This window comes from Burkholderia sp. WTPI3 (genome assembly GCF_021483755.1).
GTDB lineage: Bacteria > Pseudomonadota > Gammaproteobacteria > Burkholderiales > Burkholderiaceae > Burkholderia.
The window spans coordinates 147,071-169,141 of record NZ_JAGIXF010000003.1 but is presented as its reverse complement, the minus strand read 5'-3'; the positions used below and the strand labels follow the sequence as shown (position 1 = coordinate 169,141).

Below are 22,071 nucleotides of genomic sequence, written 5' to 3'. Positions count from 1 at the left end.
AGCGCGGCGATTGCGCCGCTTTCGAACGCACCTAGTGTAGTGCGTCACAAATAATGCAACTTAATCGCGGTTTACGAGTCTCCTTGATACGGAGGGAGAACTCATGCGAATCGCGGCGAAAGTTGAGCTAAGTGAAGCACAGCGCAAACAGTTAAAGACGTGGGCTACTGGCCGGACGATTCCGGTTCGACTGGCTGAGCGCGCCAAGATGATTTTGCTCGCAGCGCAGGGAAAGACAGATAAAGAGATCAGTGCGGACCTGGCTATCTGGCGAGGCACGGTCGCACGCTGGCGCGCTCGCTTTATAGCTGACGGTGTGACGGGGATCGAGCGGGATGAGACGCGACCCGGGCGCAAGCCGAAGATCTCCGCGCGCAAGGTCAAGACCGTTGTGGCACTGACGACGCAGCAACGTCCGGATAACGCGACGCATTGGAGCACACGCAGCATGGCAGCGGTGGCCGGCATAAGTGAGGCGAGCGTGCGGCGCATCTGGCAGGCGCATGGCCTCAAGCCGCATCGGTTAGAGAGCTTCAAGGTATCGAACGACAAGCACTTTGCCGAGAAACTCGAGGACATCGTCGGGCTGTATCTCGATCCCCCGGAGCACGCCTTGGTCCTGTGCTGCGATGAGAAGTCCCAGATCCAGGCACTTGATCGGACCCAGCCGGGCTTGCCGCTCAAGCGAGGTCGCGCTCAAACGATGACGCACGATTACAAGCGCCATGGTGTGACGACGCTGTTTGCCGCGATGAACACGCTCGATGGCAGTGTCATTGGCCAGTGCCAGACTAAACATCGTCACCAGGAGTGGTTGAGCTTCTTGCGCAAGATCGATCGCAACACGCCCAAGGACAAGGAGCTGCATTTGATCGCTGACAACTATGCAACCCATAAGCACCCCGAGGTACAGGCATGGCTTGCCAAGCACCCGCGATTCCACATGCATTTCACGCCCACCAGTGCCTCTTGGCTCAACATGGTCGAACGCTTCTTTCGTGACTTATCAGTGAACCAGTTGCGACGTGCGGCGTTCCGCTCGGTACCCGAATTGGTCAGCACAATCGAACAGTACGTGCAGAAGCACAATCGTCATCCGAAACCATTCATCTGGACAGCAAAAGCCTCCGACATCCTCGCGAAAGTCACGCGTGCCAGGGCCAAACTGAATAAGATGCAATCTGTTTGACGCAGACCACTAGCGCACCGCCGCCCTGCAGGATCAGGACCGTTTGGGCCGGCAGCTCGCGCAGCTGCAACGCGTTGTGTGTCGCAGCCTCGAGGTGCGCCCGAAGATTGACCCGGTGGCGGATCGCCTCCTCGGCAGCGGTCATTTCGTCCGCACGCACGCCGATCGAGAACATCGCGCGCAGGACATGATGTTTCAGATAGAGCAACGAATACGGGGCGTTCGGGAATCCACCCTGTTCGACGACTTCGGTCGCATCCGAGGCGTTGCCGAGGAAGTTGTATGGCACATCGAATACGTTTCCGTAAAAGATCGACACATCCCGATACGGCAAGCGCGCGCCGCACATGTTCCTGGCCGCGAGGCGCCCCTGACGCACCGCATTGTCCCAATGTTCGATACGCCTCTGCATGCCGAACACGGGATCGCGAAACCGCGCCACATCGCCGGCTGCATAGATGTCCGGATCCGACGATTGCAGGCATTCATCGACGAGCACACCGTCCGCTGTCGCGACGCCGCTGCCCGCAAGAAGTCCGCAATTAGGCTCGACGCCCACGGCGATCACGACGAAATCGCATTCGACGACCTGGCCGTCGGCGAGCACGGCCGCCTCAATCGACTCGTGCCCGATGAAGCGCCCGACTGTCGTTCCGATACGAACGTCGACGCCGCGCAATGCACACATCCTGCCGAAATGACCGGACAGTCGGGCGGAATGCAACTGCGGCAACAATCGTTCGCAGCGCTCGACGAGCGTGACTTCCAGACCTCGCTCGCGCAGCGTAGCCGCCGCTTCCATACCCGTGAAGCCGCCGCCTACGACAAGCACGCGGCGGCGCCGGGCAGCGTTTTCGCGAAGCGCGGCCGCGTCGCCGATGTCGTGAAGGTGGTAGACGCCGGTCAGCGTGGCGCCCGGCACCACCAGATCACGCGGCGAGGCGCCGGTCGCCACCAGCAGCTTGCCGTACCGCACCGCGGAGCCATCGTCGAGCCTGACCGCATGCGCGCCCCGATCGACCGAAACGACCTTCGCGCCCAACAGCAGGTCGATCCGGCGCATGTCGTAAAAACCGGCCGGATGTATCTCGATTGCCGCCGGAGCAATGTTTCCCGCGAGGAATTCCTTTGTCAGTGGCTGTCGCTGGTAGGGCAGCACGCCTTCGCCGCACAGGATCGCGATGCGTGCCACCGGATTCACGCGCCGCAACGTATGTGCGGCTGACACGCCGGCGGCGCCGCCGCCGACCAGCACATGATCGTAGTGACGCTCGCCCCCTGCTCGCGCCGTCACGTTGCTCGCTCCACGCTCATGTGAGGAGTAAGCCTGCGGACGATCGAGCGGGCAAAACGCGCGAGTTTTCTCCTGGCCATGCCATCACGAATCTCGCGTCCCGAGATTGAGCACGTCGCGATCGGCTTGCGCCCTGCCAGCACCTGCATCTGCTCGAATGCAGTCAGGTCGCCGCGCAGGCCCATCGTGCAGAAGAATGCGGTCGCGCGCAGTTCCGGCCCGTGACGCGCAAGCCAGGTCGATACAGGCGTCGACGCGCGCCCGGCCCAAACCGGCGTGCCGAGCACAACGACGTCGTATACCGACGGCCAGCACGTCGTCGGCCGCAAGTCCGCGGCACGCTTGTTGATCACGTCGGAAAGTGAGCGCAGAAAGCCGATGGCGCCGAGCCGCCGTCGACTGTCGGCGTCATGCAGAGGTTCGCAATCTGCGTTGAGCTCGGCAGCGAGCTGCCGCGCCAACGCCGCAGTCGTCCCGCTGCGCGAGTAGAAAACGACTAGTATGCGTCGGGACACGTCCATGCTCCACCCCCTGCTTCAATCGAGGATCCGAAGACCAGCTTATGCACCGGATGTCGGAGCGACGCTGATTCAGGTCAACACGTCGCTGCGCGATCGGGCGACAGTAGGCGTATCCGGATTCCCTGCGATTTCCCGCGCATGCGACATGTGGTATGACCTGATCGAACGACAGCGACAGTGGTTATGTACGTGGGACGCGGCCGCGCAGCTCGCGCGTGGCCTTTGGCCCGACGCTGCGCCGTCTTACTACGCTGATTTGTTCGAGCCCTTGCTCGACCTGCACGCCGACGCGCCGCGGTTCACGATCGATTCGGTTGATCTGGACGGCCAGCGCGTTGCCGTCGACGACACGATCGTCGCGCAAAACCCGTTTTGCTTGCTGCACCGCTTCGCGCGAGAGGGCATGCGACGCGTGATTCTGCTGTGCGTGCCGCTGGCCGGCCACGCGGCCGTAATGATGCGGGAGACGGTCGAGACGCTGCTTGCCGACGGCGACGTCTTCGTCACCGACTGGGCTAATGCGCGCGACGTGCCGCGTCATGCGGGCCGATTCGGCCTCGACGAGTACGTGGCGATGCTCGACGGCTTCATTGATGCACTGCTGGTCGACGGCCGACCGGTGCACGTCGTCGCCGTCTGTCAAGCGACGTTCCCGTCGCTCGGCGCGATCGCTCTGCGAGCGCAACGCGGGGCAGTGCTGCCGACAAGCCTCACACTGATCGGCGGCCCTCTCGACGCACGAATCAATCCGAGTGCGCTCGGAATCGCAGCCCGGTCTCGTTCGCTCGCCTGGTGTCGCGCCACGCTGATCGACGCGGTGCCACCCGGCTTTGCCGGATTCGGACGGCAGGTATTCCCGGCCTATCTGCAACGCGCCGAGATCGCGGTCGTGTACCCGCAACGATATATGACGCTCCTGGACTGCTATCGACAGGCCGCTTTGAGCGGCGATGCCGACGCGCTCGCGCATGCGCGCCGGGCACTGCGCGAATATCTGACGCTCCTCGATATGCCGGCCGAGTACTTCCTCGATACGATCGACATCGTTTTTCAGCGTGCATGCCTCGCGAACGGAACCTGGTACGTCAATGGCCGGCGGGTCGATCCCGCCGCGCTACGTGCAATCGTGCTGCTGACCGTAGAAGGCAAGCGCGATGCGGTCACCGGCACCGGACAGACCCATGCCGCGCTGGCAATGTGCAGCGGCCTCGCGTCGGATGCGCGGCTGCGCGTTGACATCGAGCATTGCGACCACTACGGACTGTTTACCGGTGAGCGCTGGCGCGCCGACGTCCATCCCGTCCTGCAGGCGACGTTTGCCCGGGCCGAAGACGGCCGGCTGAACTCGTGCACGGCGTGACGCGGCCTTTGCTCCGATCGGGTACGGTCGCGCAACCCTTCGTTTCCCGTTCACGTCGGTGACGAATGCTGGCCGGGCCCGCCCTGTTCCGCAGCCGCCACACGGCGCTTGACCGCGATGAAGCTATCGGGGCTGACCGAAACCGAGTCGATTCCACAAGCGACGAGAAAATCAGCGAATTCTGGATGGTCGCTCGGCGCCTGGCCGCATAGGCCTACCTTCGCCGCCGCGTTCCGGGCCGACTCGATCACGCGGGCGATCATCCACTTCACGGCTTCATTCTGTTCATCGAACAATCCGGCCAGTTCCGCCGAATCGCGGTCGACGCCAAGCGTCAATTGAGTCAGATCGTTGCTTCCTATCGAGAAACCGTCAAAGCGGTGCGCAAACTGGCTCGCCAGGATGACGTTCGACGGAATTTCACACATCACATAGATCTGCAATCCATCTTCGCCGCGCTTCAACCCGTTCGCAGCCAGGACGTCGAGCACGCGGTCCGCCTCGTCGAGTGTGCGGCAGAACGGAATCATCACGACCACGTTCCTGAAACCCATATCGTTTCTCAGCCGGGAAATGGCCCGGCATTCGAGCGCGAATCCGTCACGGTAGCGCGGCGAGTAGTAACGCGATGCGCCGCGAAATCCGAGCATCGGATTCTCTTCCCGCGGCTCGAACTGCGCGCCGCCGACCAGATGCGCGTACTCGTTCGTCTTGAAATCGCTCATGCGGACGATCACCGGCGCGGGATGGCATACCGCCGCGATACGCGCGAGGCCGTACGCGAGTCGCTCGACGAAGTAGTTCGACGGGTCGTCGTAGCCCGACGTCAGGGCTGCGATGGCGCGCTTCGCGTGCAGGTCCGTCAGCGTATCGTAGTGAGCCAACGCCATCGGGTGGGCCTTGATATGGTTGCTGATCACGAACTCCATTCGCGCGAGCCCGATTCCGTCGGCAGGCAGACGCCACCACCTGAAAGCCGCAGCCGGATTCGCGAGGTTCAGCATGATCCGCGTACGAGTGGCCGGAAGGTCGGTCAGGTCGATCGCCTCCACGTCGTACTGCGCGATGCCTTCATAGACGAATCCGGCCTCGCCCTCCGCACACGATACCGTCACCTCCTGCTGATCGTGCAGCAAGCGGGTTGCGTTGCCAGTGCCGACGATTGCCGGCAATCCCAGTTCGCGGCTCACGATCGCGGCATGCGACGTGCGGCCGCCATGATCGGTGATGATCGCCGTGGCGCGGCGCATCACGGGCAGCCAGTCCGGATCTGTCGTGTGCGTCACGAGCACCGCGCCATCGACGAATCGTGCCATGTCGCGCGGACTGTCGATCACACACACGCTGCCGGCCGCGATGGCCTCGCCGACACTGACGCCGGTGAGCAGCTTCCGGCCGGTCTGACCGAGCCGATATGTCTTGATGGCGCAAGCTTCGCGTCGGGACTGCACGGTTTCGGGGCGCGCCTGTACGATGAACAATTCCCCGCTGATACCGTCCTTCGCCCATTCGATGTCCATCGGCTGCCCATAATGCGCCTCGATCGCGCAAGCCCGGTTCGCAAGCGCAAGGATGTCGCGATCCGCCAGGACGAAGGCGGTACGTTCGGCCTTCGAGGTCGGGACGTTGCGGGTCGGCGCATTCTCGTCGCGCGCATAGATCAGCTTGTACGCCTTGCCGCCAAGCGTCTTGCCGATGACAGGCGTACACGCCGGATCGCCGAGCAATGGCTTGAATACTTCGTATTCGTCGGGGTCCACGGTGCCCTGCACGACGTTCTCGCCAAGCCCCCACGCCGCGCTGATCAGCACCACCTTGTCGAATCCCGTTTCCGTATCGAGCGAGAACATGACGCCGGCCGCGCCGACGTCCGAACGCACCATTCGCTGGACGCCGATCGACAGCGCGACACGCAAGTGATCGAAGCCCTTTTCTTCGCGGTAGGCAATCGCACGGTCAGTGAACAGCGATGCATAGCACCGGCGACAAGCAGCAAGTAACGCATGCTCGCCGCGCACGTTCAGGTAGGTTTCCTGCTGGCCAGCGAAACTCGCGTCGGGCAGATCCTCGGCGGTCGCGCTCGAGCGCACGGCGACGGCGACGTCGCCTCCGCCGGACTGACGGCACAATTGCCTGTAAGCATCCAGGATCGAGTCCGCAATGTCGTCGGGCCAGTCTCCGTGGAGGATCGACTGCCGAATCGACGCACCGGCCTCGGCGAGCGCCATCTTGCGTGCGGTGAAGGCGTCGAGCGTGCTGCCGATGGTCTGCCGCAATCCGTTTGCATCGATGAATCGCCAGTACGCATCCGCGGTCGACGCGAATCCGGGTGGCACGCTCACGCCCTGTGCGGACAAGTTGGCGGTCAGTTCGCCCAACGACGCATTCTTTCCACCGACACGCGCCACGTCGCCGCGGCGCAGGTCGCCGAACCAGACGATGTGTGTTTTTCCGTGATCCATGACGAGTCCTCCGATGGTCGCGGCCGGGCCGCGAGCGACAGGCACACGGTCCGGTATTTCCGGGCGCTACCGGCCGGGCACGTTCATCCTGGCTCCGCGCCACTGCTGCTCCCGTGATCTGAATCAAGAACGGCAACCGAACGCATGGAATGCGGTAGTCAACCCGCATTGCCCCGGGCCGGCATCGCGCGCCGGCTATGTGATGCCGGGCTTGCACCGGTGCCTGGCACGTGGCGGGTTCAGTGGGTCGACGATACGGTTGGAGTACCGGAACACGGCGTTTTCACGGGCAGCGAAGCAGATTAGCTGGAGCGGAGGCGCTCACTGCGCCGCCCCCATCGCAACTGCCAGGCAGACTACGCCTGGCGAACCGCCGCAGACCGGTCGATCATCCCATGGCGAATCGCGTCCGGAGCGCGGGACGTGTCAGCGCGAACTCTCGTGGGATTCGGCCCCAGCGGTCCTGGCGAGTTTCCGCTCCGCAAAGTCGAATGCCCGCTCCAGCGCGTCCACGGGATCCCCACCCATCATGTGCGGAACGGGACAGAATTCCCCCGTGCGCATGATCAGATCGAGTCGTATGTCATACCTCGGCTGGCGAGTCGACGCTCCCATGGCCTCGATCGCGAGATGGCACCCGGCCAGTTGCCGACTGAACGGCTCGAGACGCATCAGCAGGATGCTCGCTTCCGCTTCCAGATGTGCCGATCCGGCAAAGCCGAAATAAGCGATCTGCATCCCGATTCCCATGCTCCACTCCTGTCGATCGCTCCGATTGATGGCGAGAACCGATTCATCAGTGTGGTGCGCTCGCAATACCCGGTTTCATGCACCTATTTTCCATGGCGACGGCGCTATCTGGTTGACATGCGTCAACGCGACCGACTCTGCCAGCTTGCGCATGGCCCGCTCGGCAAATGCCGCCAGAATTGGACTGGCCTGGCCGTGCAACGTTTCGCGCGGCGTGACCCGGCATTCGGCCAGCGGCGCCTGGCGCGCGAGCATCCGCATTTGAGCCAATGCCGACTCCGCGCCGCGTTGCGCGAAACTGCAGAAGAATGCAACCTGCGGCAAACGCCGCTGATTCGCGTCGAGATAGGCGCGTACTGGCGAAGATACGCAGCCCGCCCAGACCGGGGATCCGATCACAACGAGATCGTATGCTGCCGGGTCCCGCTTCGGCGCGACGATGTCCGCCGGTTTCCGGTTGATCGCCTCGATAAGCGAGCGCAGATATCCGAACGGGCCCGAGCGCCCCTGCGTCAAGATGATTTCCTCGACGTCGGCGGCGAGCATCGCCGCCAGTGCGGACGCGGCCCGGCGGGTCGTGCCTGTTCGTGAATAGAACACGACAAGTATCTTTGCGGAATTCATGCTCCCTCCTTGCTGCATGCGGGACGTGGCTGTGTGTGCATCGCCCGGGGTCGAGCGTCGGACCGTGATTCACGGGTGCAGCGCACATGCGCCGCGAGCATGACGGGGCCGCGTCCACGGCCATGCGCAGCCAGCGCGATACGAAGCGGGATTCATCGGCCCCGGCATCCGCAGGCGTGCGTCGACGGATGCCGGCCCGGCTGCATCACCTCGCCTTGACTTCGATCTTCTTCTCGGCCTTGCGAGCTTCCGATGTCTTCGGCAGCGTGACCGTCAGAACCCCTTTCTCGAACGATGCCTCGATCTTGTTCCGGTCGACACCATCGGGCATCCGGAAGTAGCGTTCGAACGAGCCGAAGCGGCGCTCGTGGACGTAGTAGTCCTTGTTCTGCTCCTCCTTCTCTTCCTGCTTCTCGCCTCGAATCGACAAACCACCGTTCGAGAGCTTGACTTCGATGTCTTTCTCGCTCAGCCCCGGCAGTTCCGCGGTGATTTCGTATGACTTGTCGGTTTCCGCGAAATCGACCGCGGGCTCGGCCGCCCATTCGCGTTCGCGGCGCCAGAACGGCTGGCGCTCAAAGAACGAGTGCCTCGCCGACGGCACGCCCGCGCGGCGATTGAAATCGTCGATCAGTCGATCCATCTCGTGCCGCAGCGCTTCGACAGGATGCCAGTACGGCGCCATCGGCGAACGCTCCGCGCTCTCTTGCGGCTTCTTGACCGGCAGTTTGGTGGACGATTCATTCATGTCATACCTCCTCCTCGTCAGTAACACATTCATTCTCGGTTGGTCAGGACTGCGGCCATTGACGGAGATCAATGCTCAAGGGCAAGATACCGGCCGCCCTTCCGCGAGCAGACAGTGCACGACACGTTGCGGCCACTGGCCCCGAGTCGACCCGTGCGCAGCGCCGACGGGTGGCGCATACGGGTTTCCGGTGGCATGACTCGCGAGGTGTGCTACACAGTTTTCGCGGCCGCGCGGGAAGCATCGATGGTCCATTGCGCGCGGCACACGCTCAGTCCGGGCGGCGCGCGACAGCCCGAAGTGTCCGTGAATGGCTCCGACGACCAGATCGAGCCGGCCGAGGAAGATGCATTCGTGTGCGCATGCAGGTCGCCGCGCAGGTGCTCGCGTTCGACGAGTGAAGGCAGTCGATTTTCCCGCGACGCATCGATCTCGCCCTGGTCTTCACGCAATTCCGGTGGCGCCCAACGCAGCCCGATCGATGCAGAGACGGATTCCTCGGTCTCGCCGGCGATACGTTCTTGTTCGCGAAATACCGCGTACTCGTCGATCTTCGGTCCGTGTGCCCGCGTCATGCGCCGCAGGTGCGCGGGCAGCCGGCGTGTCATCTCACGATTGCGACCCGTCCTACGCTGGTGAAGCGCGCGCCATTCGTTGCGCAAATCCATTCCGGCCAGCATGCGATAAGCCTCGCAGGCTACCCGGCGATCGGCGGGCGACCTCGTCATGCTATGGGTACGCATCGTAGTGCCTTCGAAATCGCACGATCATGAAATGCCGAGTTGTCCGGCCCTACCGATCACATCCGGATCAGGCTCGACTTCACGGTGACGGGTTGCCGCACGATCGACACCATTGCCACGGAATACGCTCGACAGCCACGTCGCGTTTCGACTTCAAGTCGGCACAGATGTCATCGTGCCGGACGGCGGATTTCCTTCCTCCGGACGTGCCGTGCGCAGCCGCCGGCATACTTGACACAGGTCAATCGCGTGGCTGGGCTGATCACTAACCTGTATTTCAGCGAGACAGGCCTGCATTGTCGCGGCGTCGCGGTTCAAGGCCACTCAGGGCCGCAAGCTGCCGATGCAGGCGCCCCATTCACGAGGACACGGTATGGCCAGGCACAAGACGTATCCGCTCGCCCCACTGGATCGGGAGCTTGCTGAAAGAATCGAGTACGAACTCCACCATGACCCGCTCGCCGGCAAGGAGTCCATTGACGTGGATGTCAGCGGCGCACGCGCGACGCTAAGCGGCCATGTCGCGACCTATGCCGCAAAACTGGCTGCGGCCAAAGCGGCCCGGCAGATTCCAGGTGTCATTGCCGTGACAGACGATCTGGAGATCGTGCCCGCAGCGTCCACGCGATGCACCGATGCGCAGTTGCGCGATGTCGCTCTCGAAACGCTAAAGTGGAAAGCATACCTTCGGACCGACACGTTCGAGGTTTCCGTCCGCGACGGATGCGTTACCCTCGACGGGCGCGTCGATTGGACGTATCAGAAGCAACTGGCCGAACGAACGTTGGCGGCGCTCCCGGGTGTCACATCGATCCGCAATTGCCTTCATGTGGGCGACAAGCAGACACAAATGGAGGTCATGACTGCAATTCGGGCGGCTCTGCGCAATGCGGCTGAAGCCCAGGCCGATGCGCTTGACGTACATGTGTGCGACGGAACCGTGACTTTGCGCGGCACACTGTCCGCCGTCGAGGCCGGTTCGCTGATTAGCGAAGCCGCAAGGAACCACCCGGAGGTGCGTGTCGTGCGCAACGAGCTGCAAGTCATTGCTGCCGAAGCGGCTGAAGACGCTCGCCGTAAGGGCGGCGAGGCGGGCCGCATTCCGGATGACGACGCGGCTGACGGGCCCGGACCGTAAACGGAACGGCACCGCGCGGCAGTGCAGGCGTTCGCGATCAACGCGATCCGGCCGCAGGAATGCCGGTTTGCCGCGCAGCCGCATTGGTCGCGACCGCTTCGGGATCACATGACGCCACGAGGCGCCTCAGGTCGCTGACCTCTCCGCTAAAGCGCCTCGGCGCTCCTCTCCCGGCTATGCCACCCCACCGACGGTTCGAGCGGTTCGACCGCACTGGTTTCGTCGAGGTGAAAGAGCGCGTCGAATTGGGACGCGAGCGCGGCTTCGAAATAGTGGCTTTGTCGCTCCGTCTGCGGCAGATACAGCACGCCGATCGCGCGTTCCAGAAACGGTTCGTCGAGCGCGCGCGGGCTGTCACTCCGCATGGGCAGAAAGAAGCGGTCGTAACCCGTGGTGTGGAAAAGATGCTCCCAACTGTCGTGTAGTGCGGGACGCACCCATTTCTGCTCGACCTCGCCGTCCCATCGTGAAGCCGCTGAAACATGCCCGGTGTACGTCGTGAATCCGACCAGCAGCGCCCGATGCCGAGCATTTTCCCGCACGATCTGACCAAGGTTCCATTCGCCGCGACGCCGTGATTCCGTTGCGCGCGCATCGCCGAGATGCGAATTGTGTGCCCAGACGACAACCTTGCCGCTACCGCCACGGCGCACGCGATAGCGCGCCAGCGCGAATAGCGTGCCGGCCATGTGGGCATCGCGCAGGTTCCACGTGTTCATCCGATTTCCGAACATCCCGCGATAGTACGCTTCGGCATTGACGACGACCTGCGCATTCTGCTCGGCGAAGAACTGCGCATCGAGTGCGTCGGTGCCGTCGCGCGCCAGATGGTCGAGCTGGTCGGCACGCAGTTGCAGAAGCTGCCGCACCGCTCCAGCCTGAGCGGCAGGTCTGGCGCCGAACGCCGCAGCGTAACCATAGGCCTGCGGCTCCCGCACATGGTCCAGCGCCGCGTAGCGGGCACGCGCGCGCGCGGCCTCTGCCGGGTCCACACCCTCAAGGTAGCGAATCACCGCGTCCGCGGAACGATAGAGACTGTAGAGATCGAGGCCATACACGCCCACCCGGGTCTGCTGCGGCCTGGTGACGTTGATTCCGCGCAGCGCGGCAATGAAGTCGCGTACCTCCCGATTGCGCCACATCCAGACGGGGAAACGCTCAAAATCGTCAAGCGCGGACGATGCGTCGTCGGTCCCCTCGCCTTGCACGAAGCGATCGATTCGCCACGCGTCGGGCCAGTCTCCTTCAATGGCGATCGTGTCGAAGCCTTGCTCGGCGATCAGGCGCAGGGTGATTTCCCCGCGCATGCGGTAGAACTCGGCCGTGCCGTGAGTTGCCTCGCCCAGCAGAATCAGGTCACGGCCGCGCGCCATTTCCAGAAGTGCGTCGTAGTCGGTGCTGTCACCGTTCATACGCTGCCCGAGCGCACGAACAGCAAGGAATGGTGTTTTCGGCGGTTGCATCATGCGTTTTCTCCGTGCGAAATGCGGTTGTGGCGTGCCCGATCCGGGGACGGGGCGCCGGTTTCGGTTCGCACGACACGCTGGCAGAGAAGCCGGTCAGCGCTTGCCACCGTCCGGCGCAGCGGCACGCACGCCGTCGTCGCCGTCCGCCGCACCACGTTGCCGGTCCTGCACTGCGGCGAGGCAGCTTCGCACCTCTTCGTCGCTCGTCTGCGGGAAGTCTGCGTAGAACTGGCTGATGCTCATGAACCAGACCGGCTGCAGCAAGCAGATGAAGTCATCTGCAATCGACTCGAAACGGGCTTGCGCCCCGGCCGGGCACACGGGCACCGCGACGACAATTCGCTTCGGACACCGATTGCGCAGTGCATCAAGGGCCGCTTGCATCGTCGACCCCGTCGCCATGCCGTCGTCCACGACGATGACGGTCTTTCCTTCGACCGGGGCAGGCGACTGCTGTCCCCGGTAGGCCCGCTCCCGGTGTTGAAGCGCGATGCGTTCGCGTGCGATGGTGTCGAAAAGCTGTTGCTCGGTGACAGGAACGCTACGTAGTGCGGACTCGTTGAGATAGAGTGCGTCGCCCGTCGCGATTGCCCCGATCGCAAGCTCCGGATCGGACGGTGCCCCGAGTTTGCGTACGACAAGCACGTCCAGGGGGCACTGCAAGGCGCGCGCCACCTCGTAGCCAACCGGCACACCTCCGCGCGGCAGCGCCAGCACCACGACATCGCTGCGTCCACCGTAGCTCTCCAGCGCCGCGGCGAGTTGCCTGCCCGCATCGGTGCGATTCCGAAATATGCCGCTCATGATCGATGTCCTTTAAGTGATGTGTCCCATCCTCGCGATGCGGGAAGCGCGAATGCAGAGCGGCGCATCTCCAAGTCACGACACGGTGCTGTATTCAGGAGGGCCGCGGGCGCAACCAGCGCTCGAACCAGCCGACGGCAAGGCGCGTCACTTCGTCGAGCGCGCCGGGTTCCTCGAACAGGTGTGTCGCACCCGCCACAATCGCGATGCGATGCTCGCACGTCAGTTGCCCGGCGGCCTTTTGATTCAGCCTGATCACGTCCGTGTCGAGCTCGCCGACGATCAGAAGTGTGGGTGCGCGGACCGACGGGAGCGTCGTCCACGCCAGGTCGGGTCGGCCGCCCCGCGATACGACGGCGCCCACGATGCTGGTCCCCGCGGCCGAAACGAGTGCGGCTGCGGCACCCGTGCTTGCGCCGAAAAGGCCGACCCGGAGCATCCCGACGTCTGGCCTTTGCGCCAGCCAGGCAAGGGTCGCGTTCAGCCGGCGTGCCAGCAGCGCGATATTGAAGCGGTAGGTCGCGTCGACGTCGTCGTGATGCTGCTCCTCGAGCGTCAGCAGATCGAACAGCAGCGTTGCGAAACCTGCGTGCTGCAAACCTGCCGCCACTTGCCGATTGCGTGGACTGAAGCGGCTGCTGCCGCTGCCATGCACGAACACGACAATCGCGCTGGCGTCATCGGGAATCTCCAGAATCCCGTCAAGCGTGACATAGTCGACGGGAATCTCCACGTACAGCGTTTGCATCCATCGCTCCCGACGTCATCACGGTCCGTACGGGTACCGCCCGAGATCGCTACCCGAGCGCGCCCCACACAATCGCGCCTCGCCTCCACGTCAGCTTGCCTTGACCTTGATTTTCTTCCCGGCTTTGAGGGCTTCCGACGTCTTCGGCGGCGTGACCTTCAACACGTCCTTCCGCAGCGACGCCACCAACTTGTTCCAGTCGACACCGGTAGGCACGAGGAAGTCGCGCTCGAACAAACCGAAGTGTCGATCGCGAACGAAATAGTCCCTGTGCCGCAGCGCTTCGACCGGATGCCATCGCGGCGCCATCGGCGAACGCGCCGTGCTCTCCTGCGACTGCCTGAACGAAAGTCGGCGGGACGATGCGTTCATGTCGTAGCGCCTTCCCGTCACTGCCGTACTCATTCTCGATTGACAGACACCGCGGCACTTGATGCAGATCAACGCTCGGGATGAGAAGACGGGACATGCCTCTTGCGAACATGCGACCGTGCGCAACGCCTCGCGCTCGTTGACCCAGGTCAACCCGTCCGATCCGCCTGCAGGTGGAATATCGGTAGCCGGTGCCGCGACGAATCCTGCCCGGCTTCCTGTAACAGGAGACGTATCGTGCCCGCAAAATCGCTGGTCTTTCATCAGGATGCGCGCCAGCGCCTGCTCAAAGGCGTCAACGCGATGGCCGAGGCCGTCAAGATCACGCTCGGTCCCGGCGGGCGCAACGTGATCGTCGAGCAGCCCGGCGCCGCGCCGATGGTCGCGAACTCGGGTGTCGTTGTGGCCGGCTCTGTCGACCTGCCCGATCCGTTCGAGGAAATGGGCGCCCGGTTGCTGCGCGAAGTGGCAACCCGCACGAGCGAAGTCGCCGGCGACGGCACGACTACCGCCACCACCCTCGCCCAGGCGATCGTCGCCGAAGGAATCAAATGCGTCACTGCCGGACACGACCCGATGGCGCTCAAGCGCGCGATCGAAGCGGCCGGCCGCGACGTGGTCGCCGAACTACACCGCGTGTCGAAACCCTGCGCGAGCGCGGACGAAATGCGCCAGATCGCGACGATTTCCGCAAGCGGCGACAACACGATCGGCACGCTCGTCGCGCAGGCCGTCGAGCGCGTGGGCAGGGACGGCGCGATCAGCATCGAAGACGGCACGAAGCTCGACGACACGCTCGAGACGGTGGACGGCTCGCTGATCGATCGCGGTTATCTGTCGCCGCTTTTCGTCGAATCGGACAGTCATCGCGTCGTCCTCGAGGAGCCGCGGATCCTGCTCTGCGACATGAACATCAGTTCAATCGCGCAACTATTGCCGGTGCTCGAGGCGCTCAGCAGCACCGGCAAGCCGCTTCTGGTTGTCGCAAACGAAGTGGAAGGCGAAGCGCTTGCGACCCTCGTCGTCAACCATCTGCGCGGTACGCTGAAATCCTGCGCGATCCGCTCGCCGGGATTCGGCGAGGCACGCACCGAACAGCTTGCGGACCTCGCCGCACTGACCGGCGCAACCGTCATTTCAGCGCAGGCAGGACGCACACTCGAGCGCACGACGCTGGACGATCTCGGCGCAGCGCGTCGCGTGGAGATTACGCGCGAAACCACAACCGTCATCGCCGGGCACGGTGAGCGCAAGCCCGTCGACGACCGCATCCAGGCATTGCGTGCGCGTGTTGCCGCGACTCCACCCGGCTACGAGCGCGACGCGCTGACGCGGCGGTTGACGAAGCTCGCAGGCGGCGTCGCGGTGATTCGTGTCGGCGCCGCGACGGAAACCGCGCTGCGCGAACGCAAGAACCGTTTCGAGGATGCATTGCATGCGACGCGTGCCGCGATGGAGGAAGGCATCGTGCCCGGCGGCGGCGTCGCACTGCTGCGTGCGCGGCGCGCGATCGAGGTCAGCGGCGCAAACCTGACGGATGCGCAGCGTACCGGCGCACGGATCGTGCACGACGCCCTGGCGTCACCGCTTCGCCAGATCGCCGAGAATGCCGGGGCGGACGCACAGGCCATCGTACACGCGGTCGATTCCGCGACCGGACCATTCGGCTATGACGCGGCAACGGCAACCTATGGCGACATGATCGCAGCTGGAATCGTCGACCCCGTCAAGGTGGCACGCTCGGCGCTGCAGAACGCGATCTCGGTAGCGGCCCTGCTGCTTACCACGGACTGCATGATCGCCAGTCGCCCACGCACTGGCCCGTTGCGCGGCGCCCCGGGCGCCGGAAACTGGGGCGATGAACCGGGCTGATCCGTCCACGTACCGGGTGGGTCTCGAACGACCTGCTCAGCATGCGCGACACGCAACGGCGCGCGTCACCGGCACGCCGTATGCGCATCGCGTCGGATTTCGCATCGCTTCCGCTATCGGTCCGCAACGCCAACGGATGCTTCCGAGGTCGAGTGCGTCGATTGCCGCGCGCGGACACCGTCGGTTACCCCGGGCAGCGCCGCGCGCGAGCTCACGTTCGGTCCTCACGGCCGCGCGGGCCATTGATGCGTGTCAAGCCGCGCATGCATCGCAGGCCTACGCTGTAAATGCGGCTGACATCGTTCAAAAGCGCTTTCAGGCCAGGAGGCAACCATGCAGACCGGACATCACTTCCTTCCCGAGTTTCGGCACGCGACGTTGCCGACTTACTTCGTCTCCTTCGTATTTCCGCTGCTGCTCGCCGGCTACGAGGTTTATCGAATCGGCCATTGGGTCGTTCAGCATGGCTGGCATTTCGCGCAACTGCCACAGGCCGGCTATGAATTCACGCTGATGCTGATCGTGTTCGCACTGCAGGTAATTCTGGACGGGCTGTTCTTCATCACCGCGTGGGCCGGCAAACGTCCGGACGTCGCGCATCGACTCGCGAACCTGACGCTCGGTGTGCTGTGCTCGGTGCTGGTGATCGCATTCGATATCGCCCTGCAGGTCGCCGCTTTCTGAATACCCGTCATGGACGCGTCAATGGGCTGACGGGCACGACGGTTTCCCCCGTGGAAGGGATTCGACCACTATCGACGGATCAAACCATGAAGCCACCGTATGAGCTGGTCTTTCAAGGCATGTCACACTCGGACGCACTTGAGGCAGCCGCAGCGCGGCATGTGTCCAGGCTAGATCGATTCCGGCAGGACATCACACATTGTCGAATCGAAGTCGTGCTCGACGAGAAGCACCACCTGCAAGGAAAACCGTTCAATGTCCGGATCAAGGTCATGGTTCCCGGATATGAACTGGTGTCCAGCAAGGAACGCCACGAGGACGTGTACCTCGCGCTTCGCAATGCGTTCGGAAACGTCACACGAATGCTGGGAGACACTGCACGCAAGCAGCGAGGTCGCGGCAAGCAACGCGACGGACGCCCGGTCGGCCTCGCGGCGCGAAACGATGCGGGAAAATAGCACGCGCTTTTATGCGACACAGTCGTCGCCAGTGCCGGACCACGAAACCGTCTCACGCCCAATCCAGATCGACGCGATTCACGCGCCGGCCTTCCAACCGAACCGGAGCGCCACGTTTTCGTGCATTCAGCGGCCCCGGCAGCGGCAAGTCACGGGAACGTGCATCTGGCGGCCATACAGGTTATCCATGCGCACGCAAGGGCGGAGCAAGCGTTATGCCGCGCCGGACACGGGCGCGCAGCGAAGCCGTCGGCTCGGTATCCGGATGACCGTGTAAACGGCGCACCAAGCGTCCACCGTACTCTTCGCCCTTGTGCAGCAGGATGCGGCCGAATCGCTGACGAGTACTGCATTGCTGTAGCAAACCGGCACCGATGCGAATGCCGCGCTGGACAGCGCTGTACGCCCTGGCACCCGAAACCCGCGAGCTGATCGCCGGCGCAAAGGATGTGCTGGTGCGATCGCGAACGGCAGTTCCACAGCCAACGTTATTCTCATAGCGCGCACCAGGACAAGACTCCGAACGCGGTCCCTCAATCTGAGCTGTACTTCGACGGTTCCTCGTCCGCAAGCGGCATTGCACGCCTCCACACTAAATCGTCTCGGCGCCAGTGGTGCCCCGGAGGCATGCCGCAGCGCTCTCGGTCACGATCCGAAACCGCTTACCTAGCTGCGACGTCGGTTACCGAAGAGTCGCATCAGCATCAGGAAGAGATTGAGAAAATCAAGGTGGAGGGCAAGCGCGCCCATGATCGCGCTCTTGCCGGCGATCTCGCGATCTTCGCCTGCCGTGTAGATGCGCTTAATCCGCTGCGTGTCGTATGCTGCAAGGCCCGTGAACACGAGCACGCCGATCACGGAAACGGCGAATTGCAGTGCCGCGGAATCCACGAAGAGATTCACGAGCCCTGCAATAACGATACCGACAAGCCCCATGAAAAGAAACGCACCGAGGCGCGAGAGGTCGGAGTGCGTCGAGTACCCATAGAGGCTCATTGCACCGAAGTTGGCCGCGCTGATGAAGAACACGCGTGCGACGCTCTCGCCTGCATGTATGAGGAAGATCCCGGCGAGGGACAGGCCAGCCAGCGTGGCATAAAACCAGAAACTAATCTGCGCTGCGGCACGGCTGATGTGCTCGATGCGAATACTCAGAGACATGACGCGCCCCAGAGGGGCGAGCAGCACGATCCAGATGAGGGGCGTTCCGGCGTTCGACACTCGATGTCTCCGACCGCTTCGAGTCGGAACATCGGGCGGGTTCGGAAAAATGCGATGATTTCCATTCGTCCCGAATCGATGAGCCGCACGCGTAGCGAGGTGCCAACGGGATAGGCATCGGCTGTGATGAAACTGGACGGTCATGCGAGCAGAGATGTCAACGAGAAGAAGGAAGGCTCGCCGGAAGGCGGCGTCGCTAGCACCCTGGTACGTCGAGACGATAGCCCCACGTGTCCGTCACAATGTGCTTGGGATGAGCCGGATCTTGCTCGAGCTTGTGCCGAAGATGCCCGACATATACGCGTAGATAATGGTGATTCATTGCGCGTGACGGTCCCCAGATCTCCGCCAGCAAATGCTCATGTGTGAGCACCTGCCCCGGATAGCGGGCTAAAAGAGCAAGAAGACGATATTCCGTTCGGCTCAAGTGAACCGGATTACCTTCACGCAAAACGATGCGCTTACCAAGGTCGACTTCCACGCCACCGAAACAAACAATTCCATGCGACGGGAGCGAACCCGTCGCATGCCGCCGAAGGTGGGCATGAATTCGAGCAACGAGTTCAGCAGCGCCAAATGGTTTGGTCAAATAGTCGTCCGCACCGGCATTGAGCGCGGCAACTTTGTCCGACTCTCGATTCCTCGACGACAATATGACGAGTAAGGCAGACGACGATCGGCGAATTTCTCGTATCAGTTCCAGACCGTCCATATCGGGTACGTCGATATCGGCGATCACGAAATCCGGGTGTCGCCGCTCGATCTCCGCGAGCCCGCTTACACCGGCATCCGCCGGAAAGACCGATATTCCGTCCGCTTCGAGCGCCACGCAAACGAAGTGCCGGATGGCCGCCTCGTTGTCGATCACGATGCCAGTTACATGGGGTTCGTTCATGTCCGGGCAGATTGGCGTGTCAACGCATGGGCTTCAAGTCGTCAAGCGCGAGGTTCAACTGCAGCACATTGATCCGCGGCTCTCCCAACACCGCAAGTTGGCGCCCCGACGTGTGTTCGGCGATCAACCGGTCGACCTGATCGACTGGCAGACCGCGCGCTTTTGCGACCCTTTCCGCCTGATAAGCGGCGGCGGCCGGCGTGATGTCCGGATCGAGGCCGCTGCCCGATGACGTCGCCAGATCGACCGGAATCGGCTTCGTGGTGTCGGTTCCTGCGGCCTTGAGGGCATCGATTCGACCTTTGACCTCGTCGGCCAGTGCAGGGTTGGTCGGCCCGAGATTCGAACCGCTCGAACCGGATGCGTTATAAGGATTGGGCGTGGTTGCAGAGAGGCGCCCCCAAAAGTAGTAGGCCGCATCGAATTGCTGACCGATGTGCGCAGAGCCAATGGTCTTGCCGTTCCTCGTCAACAGACTGCCGTTCGATTGCCACGGAAACACCGCCTGGCCGATCACGGTCACCACGAGCGGATAAATACCGCCCGTTATCACGGTCAGCAGCGCGAACAACACAAGTACCGGTCGAATGACGGTTTTCATGATGTATGCCTCTTCAATCCTTCAAGCCCATCCGCACGCGGTCAGGATCATGTCGATCAGCTTGATGAACGGGAACGGCAGCGCGATGCCGCCCAGCCCGTAGATCAACAGGTTTCGACGCAGCAGCGACGCCGCGCCGAGCGGACGATACTTCACCCCTTTGAGCGCAAGCGGAATCAGCGCCACGATGATCAACGCATTGAAAATAACCGCCGACAGAATGGCGGATGACGGTGACGTCAGCCGCATCACGTCCAGCACACGCAGTTGCGGGTAGGTGGTTGCAAACGCCGCAGGGATGATCGCGAAGTATTTCGCGACGTCGTTCGCAATCGAGAACGTTGTCAGCGAGCCGCGTGTCATCAGCATCTGCTTGCCGATCTCGACGACCTCGATCAGCTTGGTCGGATTCGAATCGAGGTCGACCATGTTGCCGGCCTCCTTCGCCGCCTGCGTGCCGGTGTTCATGGCGACCGCGACGTCGGCCTGCGCGAGCGCCGGCGCGTCGTTCGTGCCGTCGCCCGTCATTGCCACCAGACGCCCTTCGGCCTGATGTGCCCGGATGGTCGTCAGTTTCGCTTCCGGCGTCGCCTCGGCAAGGAAATCGTCCACCCCCGCCTCCGCAGCGATCGCGGCCGCGGTCAGGCGGTTGTCGCCGGTCACCATGATGGTCTTGATGCCCATCTTGCGCAATTCGGCGAAGCGCTCCTTGATGCCGCCTTTCACGATGTCCTTCAGTTCAATCGCCCCGAGCGCACGCGCGAGCCCGTCATGCAGTTCCGCCACCACCAGCGGCGTGCTGCCGCGTCGCGCAATATCCGTGACGATCTGGTCGATGTCGGCAGGAAAACGCCCCCCGCGCGCCTCGACGTAGGATTTGATTGCATCGGCGGCACCCTTGCGGATTTCCCGATCCGGCAGATCGACTCCGCTCATGCGGGTCTGTGCGCTGAATGAAAGAAACACCGGGTGTAAAGCCGTCATGTCACGCTGGCGAATATTGAATCGCTGTTTCGCCAGGATCACGATGCTGCGACCTTCCGGCGTCTCATCGGACAGCGACGCCAGTTGCGCCGCATCAGCAAGCGCCTCTTCAGTCGCGTTCATCACCGGAAAGAAGGCCGACGCCTGACGATTGCCAAGCGTGATCGTGCCCGTCTTGTCCAGCAGCAGCACGTCGACGTCGCCGGCTGCCTCGACTGCACGGCCCGATGTCGCGATCACGTTCGCCTGCATCATGCGGCTCATGCCGGCCACGCCGATCGCGGAAAGCAAGCCCCCGATGGTCGTCGGGATCAGGCACACGAGCAGCGCAACGAGCGCGGTAATGGTGACTGCGTGCCCGGCCTTTACCGCCGCGACAGAGAAGATCGAGAATGGCAGCAGCGTGGCAGTCGCCAGCAACAGCACGATCGTCAGCGCGACGAGCAGGATCGTCAGCGCGATCTCGTTCGGCGTCTTCTGGCGTTTCGCGCCTTCGACCATCGCAATCATCCGGTCGAGGAACGCCTCGCCCGGATTCGCCGTCACCCGGACAACGATCCAGTCGGACAGCACACGCGTGCCGCCCGTCACTGACGAGAAGTCGCCGCCGGACTCCCGGATCACCGGCGCGGATTCGCCGGTGATTGCCGACTCGTCGACCGACGCGACGCCTTCGATCACCTCGCCGTCAGCGGGGATCGTGTCCCCGGTCTCGACAAGCACGACGTCATCCCTGCGAAGATCGCTCGCCGCCATGACGCGGACCGGCGATTTGGGATGAGGTCCCTCCAGTTTCTTCGCCATCACATCATGACGTGCCGCGCGCAGCGATGCCGCCTGCGCTTTCGAGCGCCCTTCCGCGAGCGCCTCGGCAAAGTTCGCGAACAGCACTGTGAACCACAGCCATAGTGCGACCGCGAGGATGAAGCCCGCCGGTGCCTCAGCTTCGCCTCGCAACGCGGCGATCCACAAGACGGTTGTCAGGATGCTGCCGACATACACGGAGAACATCACCGGATTACGCAGCTGCGTGCGTGGCGCCAGCTTGCGAAATGAATCCACCAGCGCAGGCCGAACAATCGCCAGATCGAACATCGACCGCGCGGCGAGCCGCGCGTGGCCGAGGTTGTCTTTCTG

At 63.2% G+C, this 22,071-nt stretch carries 21 protein-coding genes and 1 pseudogene; 7 read left to right on the top strand and 15 right to left on the bottom strand.

Annotated elements, in window-relative coordinates; translation table 11 throughout:
• Positions 1-103 precede the first annotated feature (103 nt).
• Positions 104-1,189 carry an IS630-like element ISBmu8 family transposase gene (locus tag J7024_RS03150; protein ID WP_007180368.1) on the top strand — a complete coding sequence of 362 codons (1,086 nt, stop codon included), beginning with the start codon at positions 104-106 and terminating at the stop codon, positions 1,187-1,189.
• Here the strand turns inward: J7024_RS03150 and J7024_RS03145 are convergent.
• A complete protein-coding gene (locus J7024_RS03145; protein ID WP_234744784.1) occupies positions 1,146-2,483 on the bottom strand; it encodes an NAD(P)/FAD-dependent oxidoreductase in 1,338 nt (445 codons plus the stop codon). The genes J7024_RS03150 and J7024_RS03145 overlap by 44 nt on opposite strands.
• The gene (locus J7024_RS03140) at positions 2,480-3,004 is read right to left on the bottom strand and encodes a flavodoxin family protein (protein WP_124897412.1); all 525 of its coding nucleotides are present in this window, start codon (positions 3,002-3,004) and stop codon (positions 2,480-2,482) included. Before J7024_RS03140 ends, J7024_RS03145 begins: the two co-directional genes overlap by 4 nt.
• Positions 3,005-3,149: 145 nt before the next feature.
• On the opposite strand from J7024_RS03140, the gene phaZ reads away from it, so the two are divergent.
• Positions 3,150-4,364, top strand: a complete 1,215-nt coding sequence (phaZ, locus tag J7024_RS03135) for a polyhydroxyalkanoate depolymerase (protein ID WP_175751409.1) — start codon at positions 3,150-3,152, stop codon at positions 4,362-4,364.
• Between the two features lie 50 nt (positions 4,365-4,414).
• Here the strand turns inward: phaZ and ppsA are convergent, their stop codons facing one another.
• On the bottom strand, positions 4,415-6,826 hold the full coding sequence (gene ppsA, locus J7024_RS03130) for a phosphoenolpyruvate synthase (RefSeq protein ID WP_124897411.1): 2,412 nt from the start codon (positions 6,824-6,826) through the stop codon (positions 4,415-4,417).
• A gap of 144 nt (positions 6,827-6,970) precedes the next feature.
• On the opposite strand from ppsA, the gene J7024_RS03125 reads away from it, so the two are divergent.
• Complete coding sequence (locus J7024_RS03125) at positions 6,971-7,132, top strand: DUF3564 family protein (protein ID WP_124897410.1); 162 nt, start codon at positions 6,971-6,973, stop codon at positions 7,130-7,132.
• Positions 7,133-7,252: 120 nt separating this feature from the next.
• On the opposite strand, the gene J7024_RS03120 is transcribed toward J7024_RS03125, so the two are convergent.
• From J7024_RS03120 to J7024_RS03105, 4 genes and pseudogenes are all read right to left on the bottom strand, one after another.
• Positions 7,253-7,564 (bottom strand): hypothetical protein, encoded by a 312-nt coding sequence (locus J7024_RS03120; RefSeq protein WP_175751411.1) that lies wholly within the window; start codon positions 7,562-7,564, stop codon positions 7,253-7,255.
• Between the two features lie 87 nt (positions 7,565-7,651).
• A complete protein-coding gene (locus J7024_RS03115; RefSeq protein WP_124897408.1) occupies positions 7,652-8,200 on the bottom strand; it encodes a flavodoxin family protein in 549 nt (182 codons plus the stop codon).
• A gap of 205 nt (positions 8,201-8,405) precedes the next feature.
• The gene (locus J7024_RS03110; protein WP_175761559.1) at positions 8,406-8,948 is read right to left on the bottom strand and encodes an Hsp20/alpha crystallin family protein; all 543 of its coding nucleotides are present in this window, start codon (positions 8,946-8,948) and stop codon (positions 8,406-8,408) included.
• A 138-nt stretch (positions 8,949-9,086) separates the two neighbouring features.
• Positions 9,087-9,532 (bottom strand): annotated as a pseudogene (locus J7024_RS03105) (hypothetical protein); the annotation flags it as partial.
• Positions 9,533-10,064: 532 nt separating this feature from the next.
• Here J7024_RS03105 and J7024_RS03100 point away from each other — a divergent pair.
• The gene (locus tag J7024_RS03100) at positions 10,065-10,829 is read left to right on the top strand and encodes a BON domain-containing protein (protein ID WP_175761560.1); all 765 of its coding nucleotides are present in this window, start codon (positions 10,065-10,067) and stop codon (positions 10,827-10,829) included.
• Between the two features lie 146 nt (positions 10,830-10,975).
• On the opposite strand, the gene J7024_RS03095 is transcribed toward J7024_RS03100, so the two are convergent.
• The 4 genes from J7024_RS03095 to J7024_RS03080 form a co-directional block, all read right to left on the bottom strand.
• Positions 10,976-12,292, bottom strand: a complete 1,317-nt coding sequence (locus J7024_RS03095; protein WP_124897454.1) for an erythromycin esterase family protein — start codon at positions 12,290-12,292, stop codon at positions 10,976-10,978.
• Between the two features lie 96 nt (positions 12,293-12,388).
• Entirely contained in the window at positions 12,389-13,099 is a 711-nt protein-coding gene (locus J7024_RS03090) for a phosphoribosyltransferase (RefSeq protein WP_175751365.1), read from the bottom strand.
• Positions 13,100-13,193: 94 nt separating this feature from the next.
• Entirely contained in the window at positions 13,194-13,847 is a 654-nt protein-coding gene (locus J7024_RS03085) for a dienelactone hydrolase family protein (RefSeq protein ID WP_175751367.1), read from the bottom strand.
• A gap of 90 nt (positions 13,848-13,937) precedes the next feature.
• The gene (locus tag J7024_RS03080; protein WP_234744783.1) at positions 13,938-14,219 is read right to left on the bottom strand and encodes an Hsp20/alpha crystallin family protein; all 282 of its coding nucleotides are present in this window, start codon (positions 14,217-14,219) and stop codon (positions 13,938-13,940) included.
• Positions 14,220-14,456: 237 nt separating this feature from the next.
• Here J7024_RS03080 and groL point away from each other — a divergent pair, with 237 nt between their 5' ends.
• The 3 genes from groL (at position 14,457) to J7024_RS03065 (ending at position 17,233) form a co-directional block, all read left to right on the top strand.
• Positions 14,457-16,091, top strand: a complete 1,635-nt coding sequence (gene groL, locus J7024_RS03075) for a chaperonin GroEL (protein WP_124897403.1) — start codon at positions 14,457-14,459, stop codon at positions 16,089-16,091.
• Positions 16,092-16,424: 333 nt separating this feature from the next.
• Complete coding sequence (locus J7024_RS03070; protein ID WP_124897402.1) at positions 16,425-16,775, top strand: hypothetical protein; 351 nt, start codon at positions 16,425-16,427, stop codon at positions 16,773-16,775.
• An 86-nt stretch (positions 16,776-16,861) separates the two neighbouring features.
• On the top strand, positions 16,862-17,233 hold the full coding sequence (locus J7024_RS03065) for an HPF/RaiA family ribosome-associated protein (RefSeq protein ID WP_124897401.1): 372 nt from the start codon (positions 16,862-16,864) through the stop codon (positions 17,231-17,233).
• Between the two features lie 666 nt (positions 17,234-17,899).
• Here J7024_RS03065 and J7024_RS03060 read toward each other — a convergent pair.
• From J7024_RS03060 to kdpB, 4 genes are all read right to left on the bottom strand, one after another.
• Positions 17,900-18,454 (bottom strand): Bax inhibitor-1/YccA family protein, encoded by a 555-nt coding sequence (locus tag J7024_RS03060; protein WP_234744782.1) that lies wholly within the window; start codon positions 18,452-18,454, stop codon positions 17,900-17,902.
• 196 nt (positions 18,455-18,650) lie between these two features.
• Positions 18,651-19,349: a response regulator gene (locus J7024_RS03055; protein WP_124897399.1), complete on the bottom strand. Its 699-nt coding sequence runs from the start codon at positions 19,347-19,349 to the stop codon at positions 18,651-18,653.
• 19 nt (positions 19,350-19,368) lie between these two features.
• Positions 19,369-19,950 (bottom strand): potassium-transporting ATPase subunit KdpC, encoded by a 582-nt coding sequence (gene kdpC, locus J7024_RS03050; protein ID WP_124897398.1) that lies wholly within the window; start codon positions 19,948-19,950, stop codon positions 19,369-19,371.
• Positions 19,951-19,971: 21 nt separating this feature from the next.
• The gene (gene kdpB / locus J7024_RS03045; protein ID WP_124897452.1) at positions 19,972-22,029 is read right to left on the bottom strand and encodes a potassium-transporting ATPase subunit KdpB; all 2,058 of its coding nucleotides are present in this window, start codon (positions 22,027-22,029) and stop codon (positions 19,972-19,974) included.
• Between the last annotated feature and the right edge of the window lie 42 nt (positions 22,030-22,071).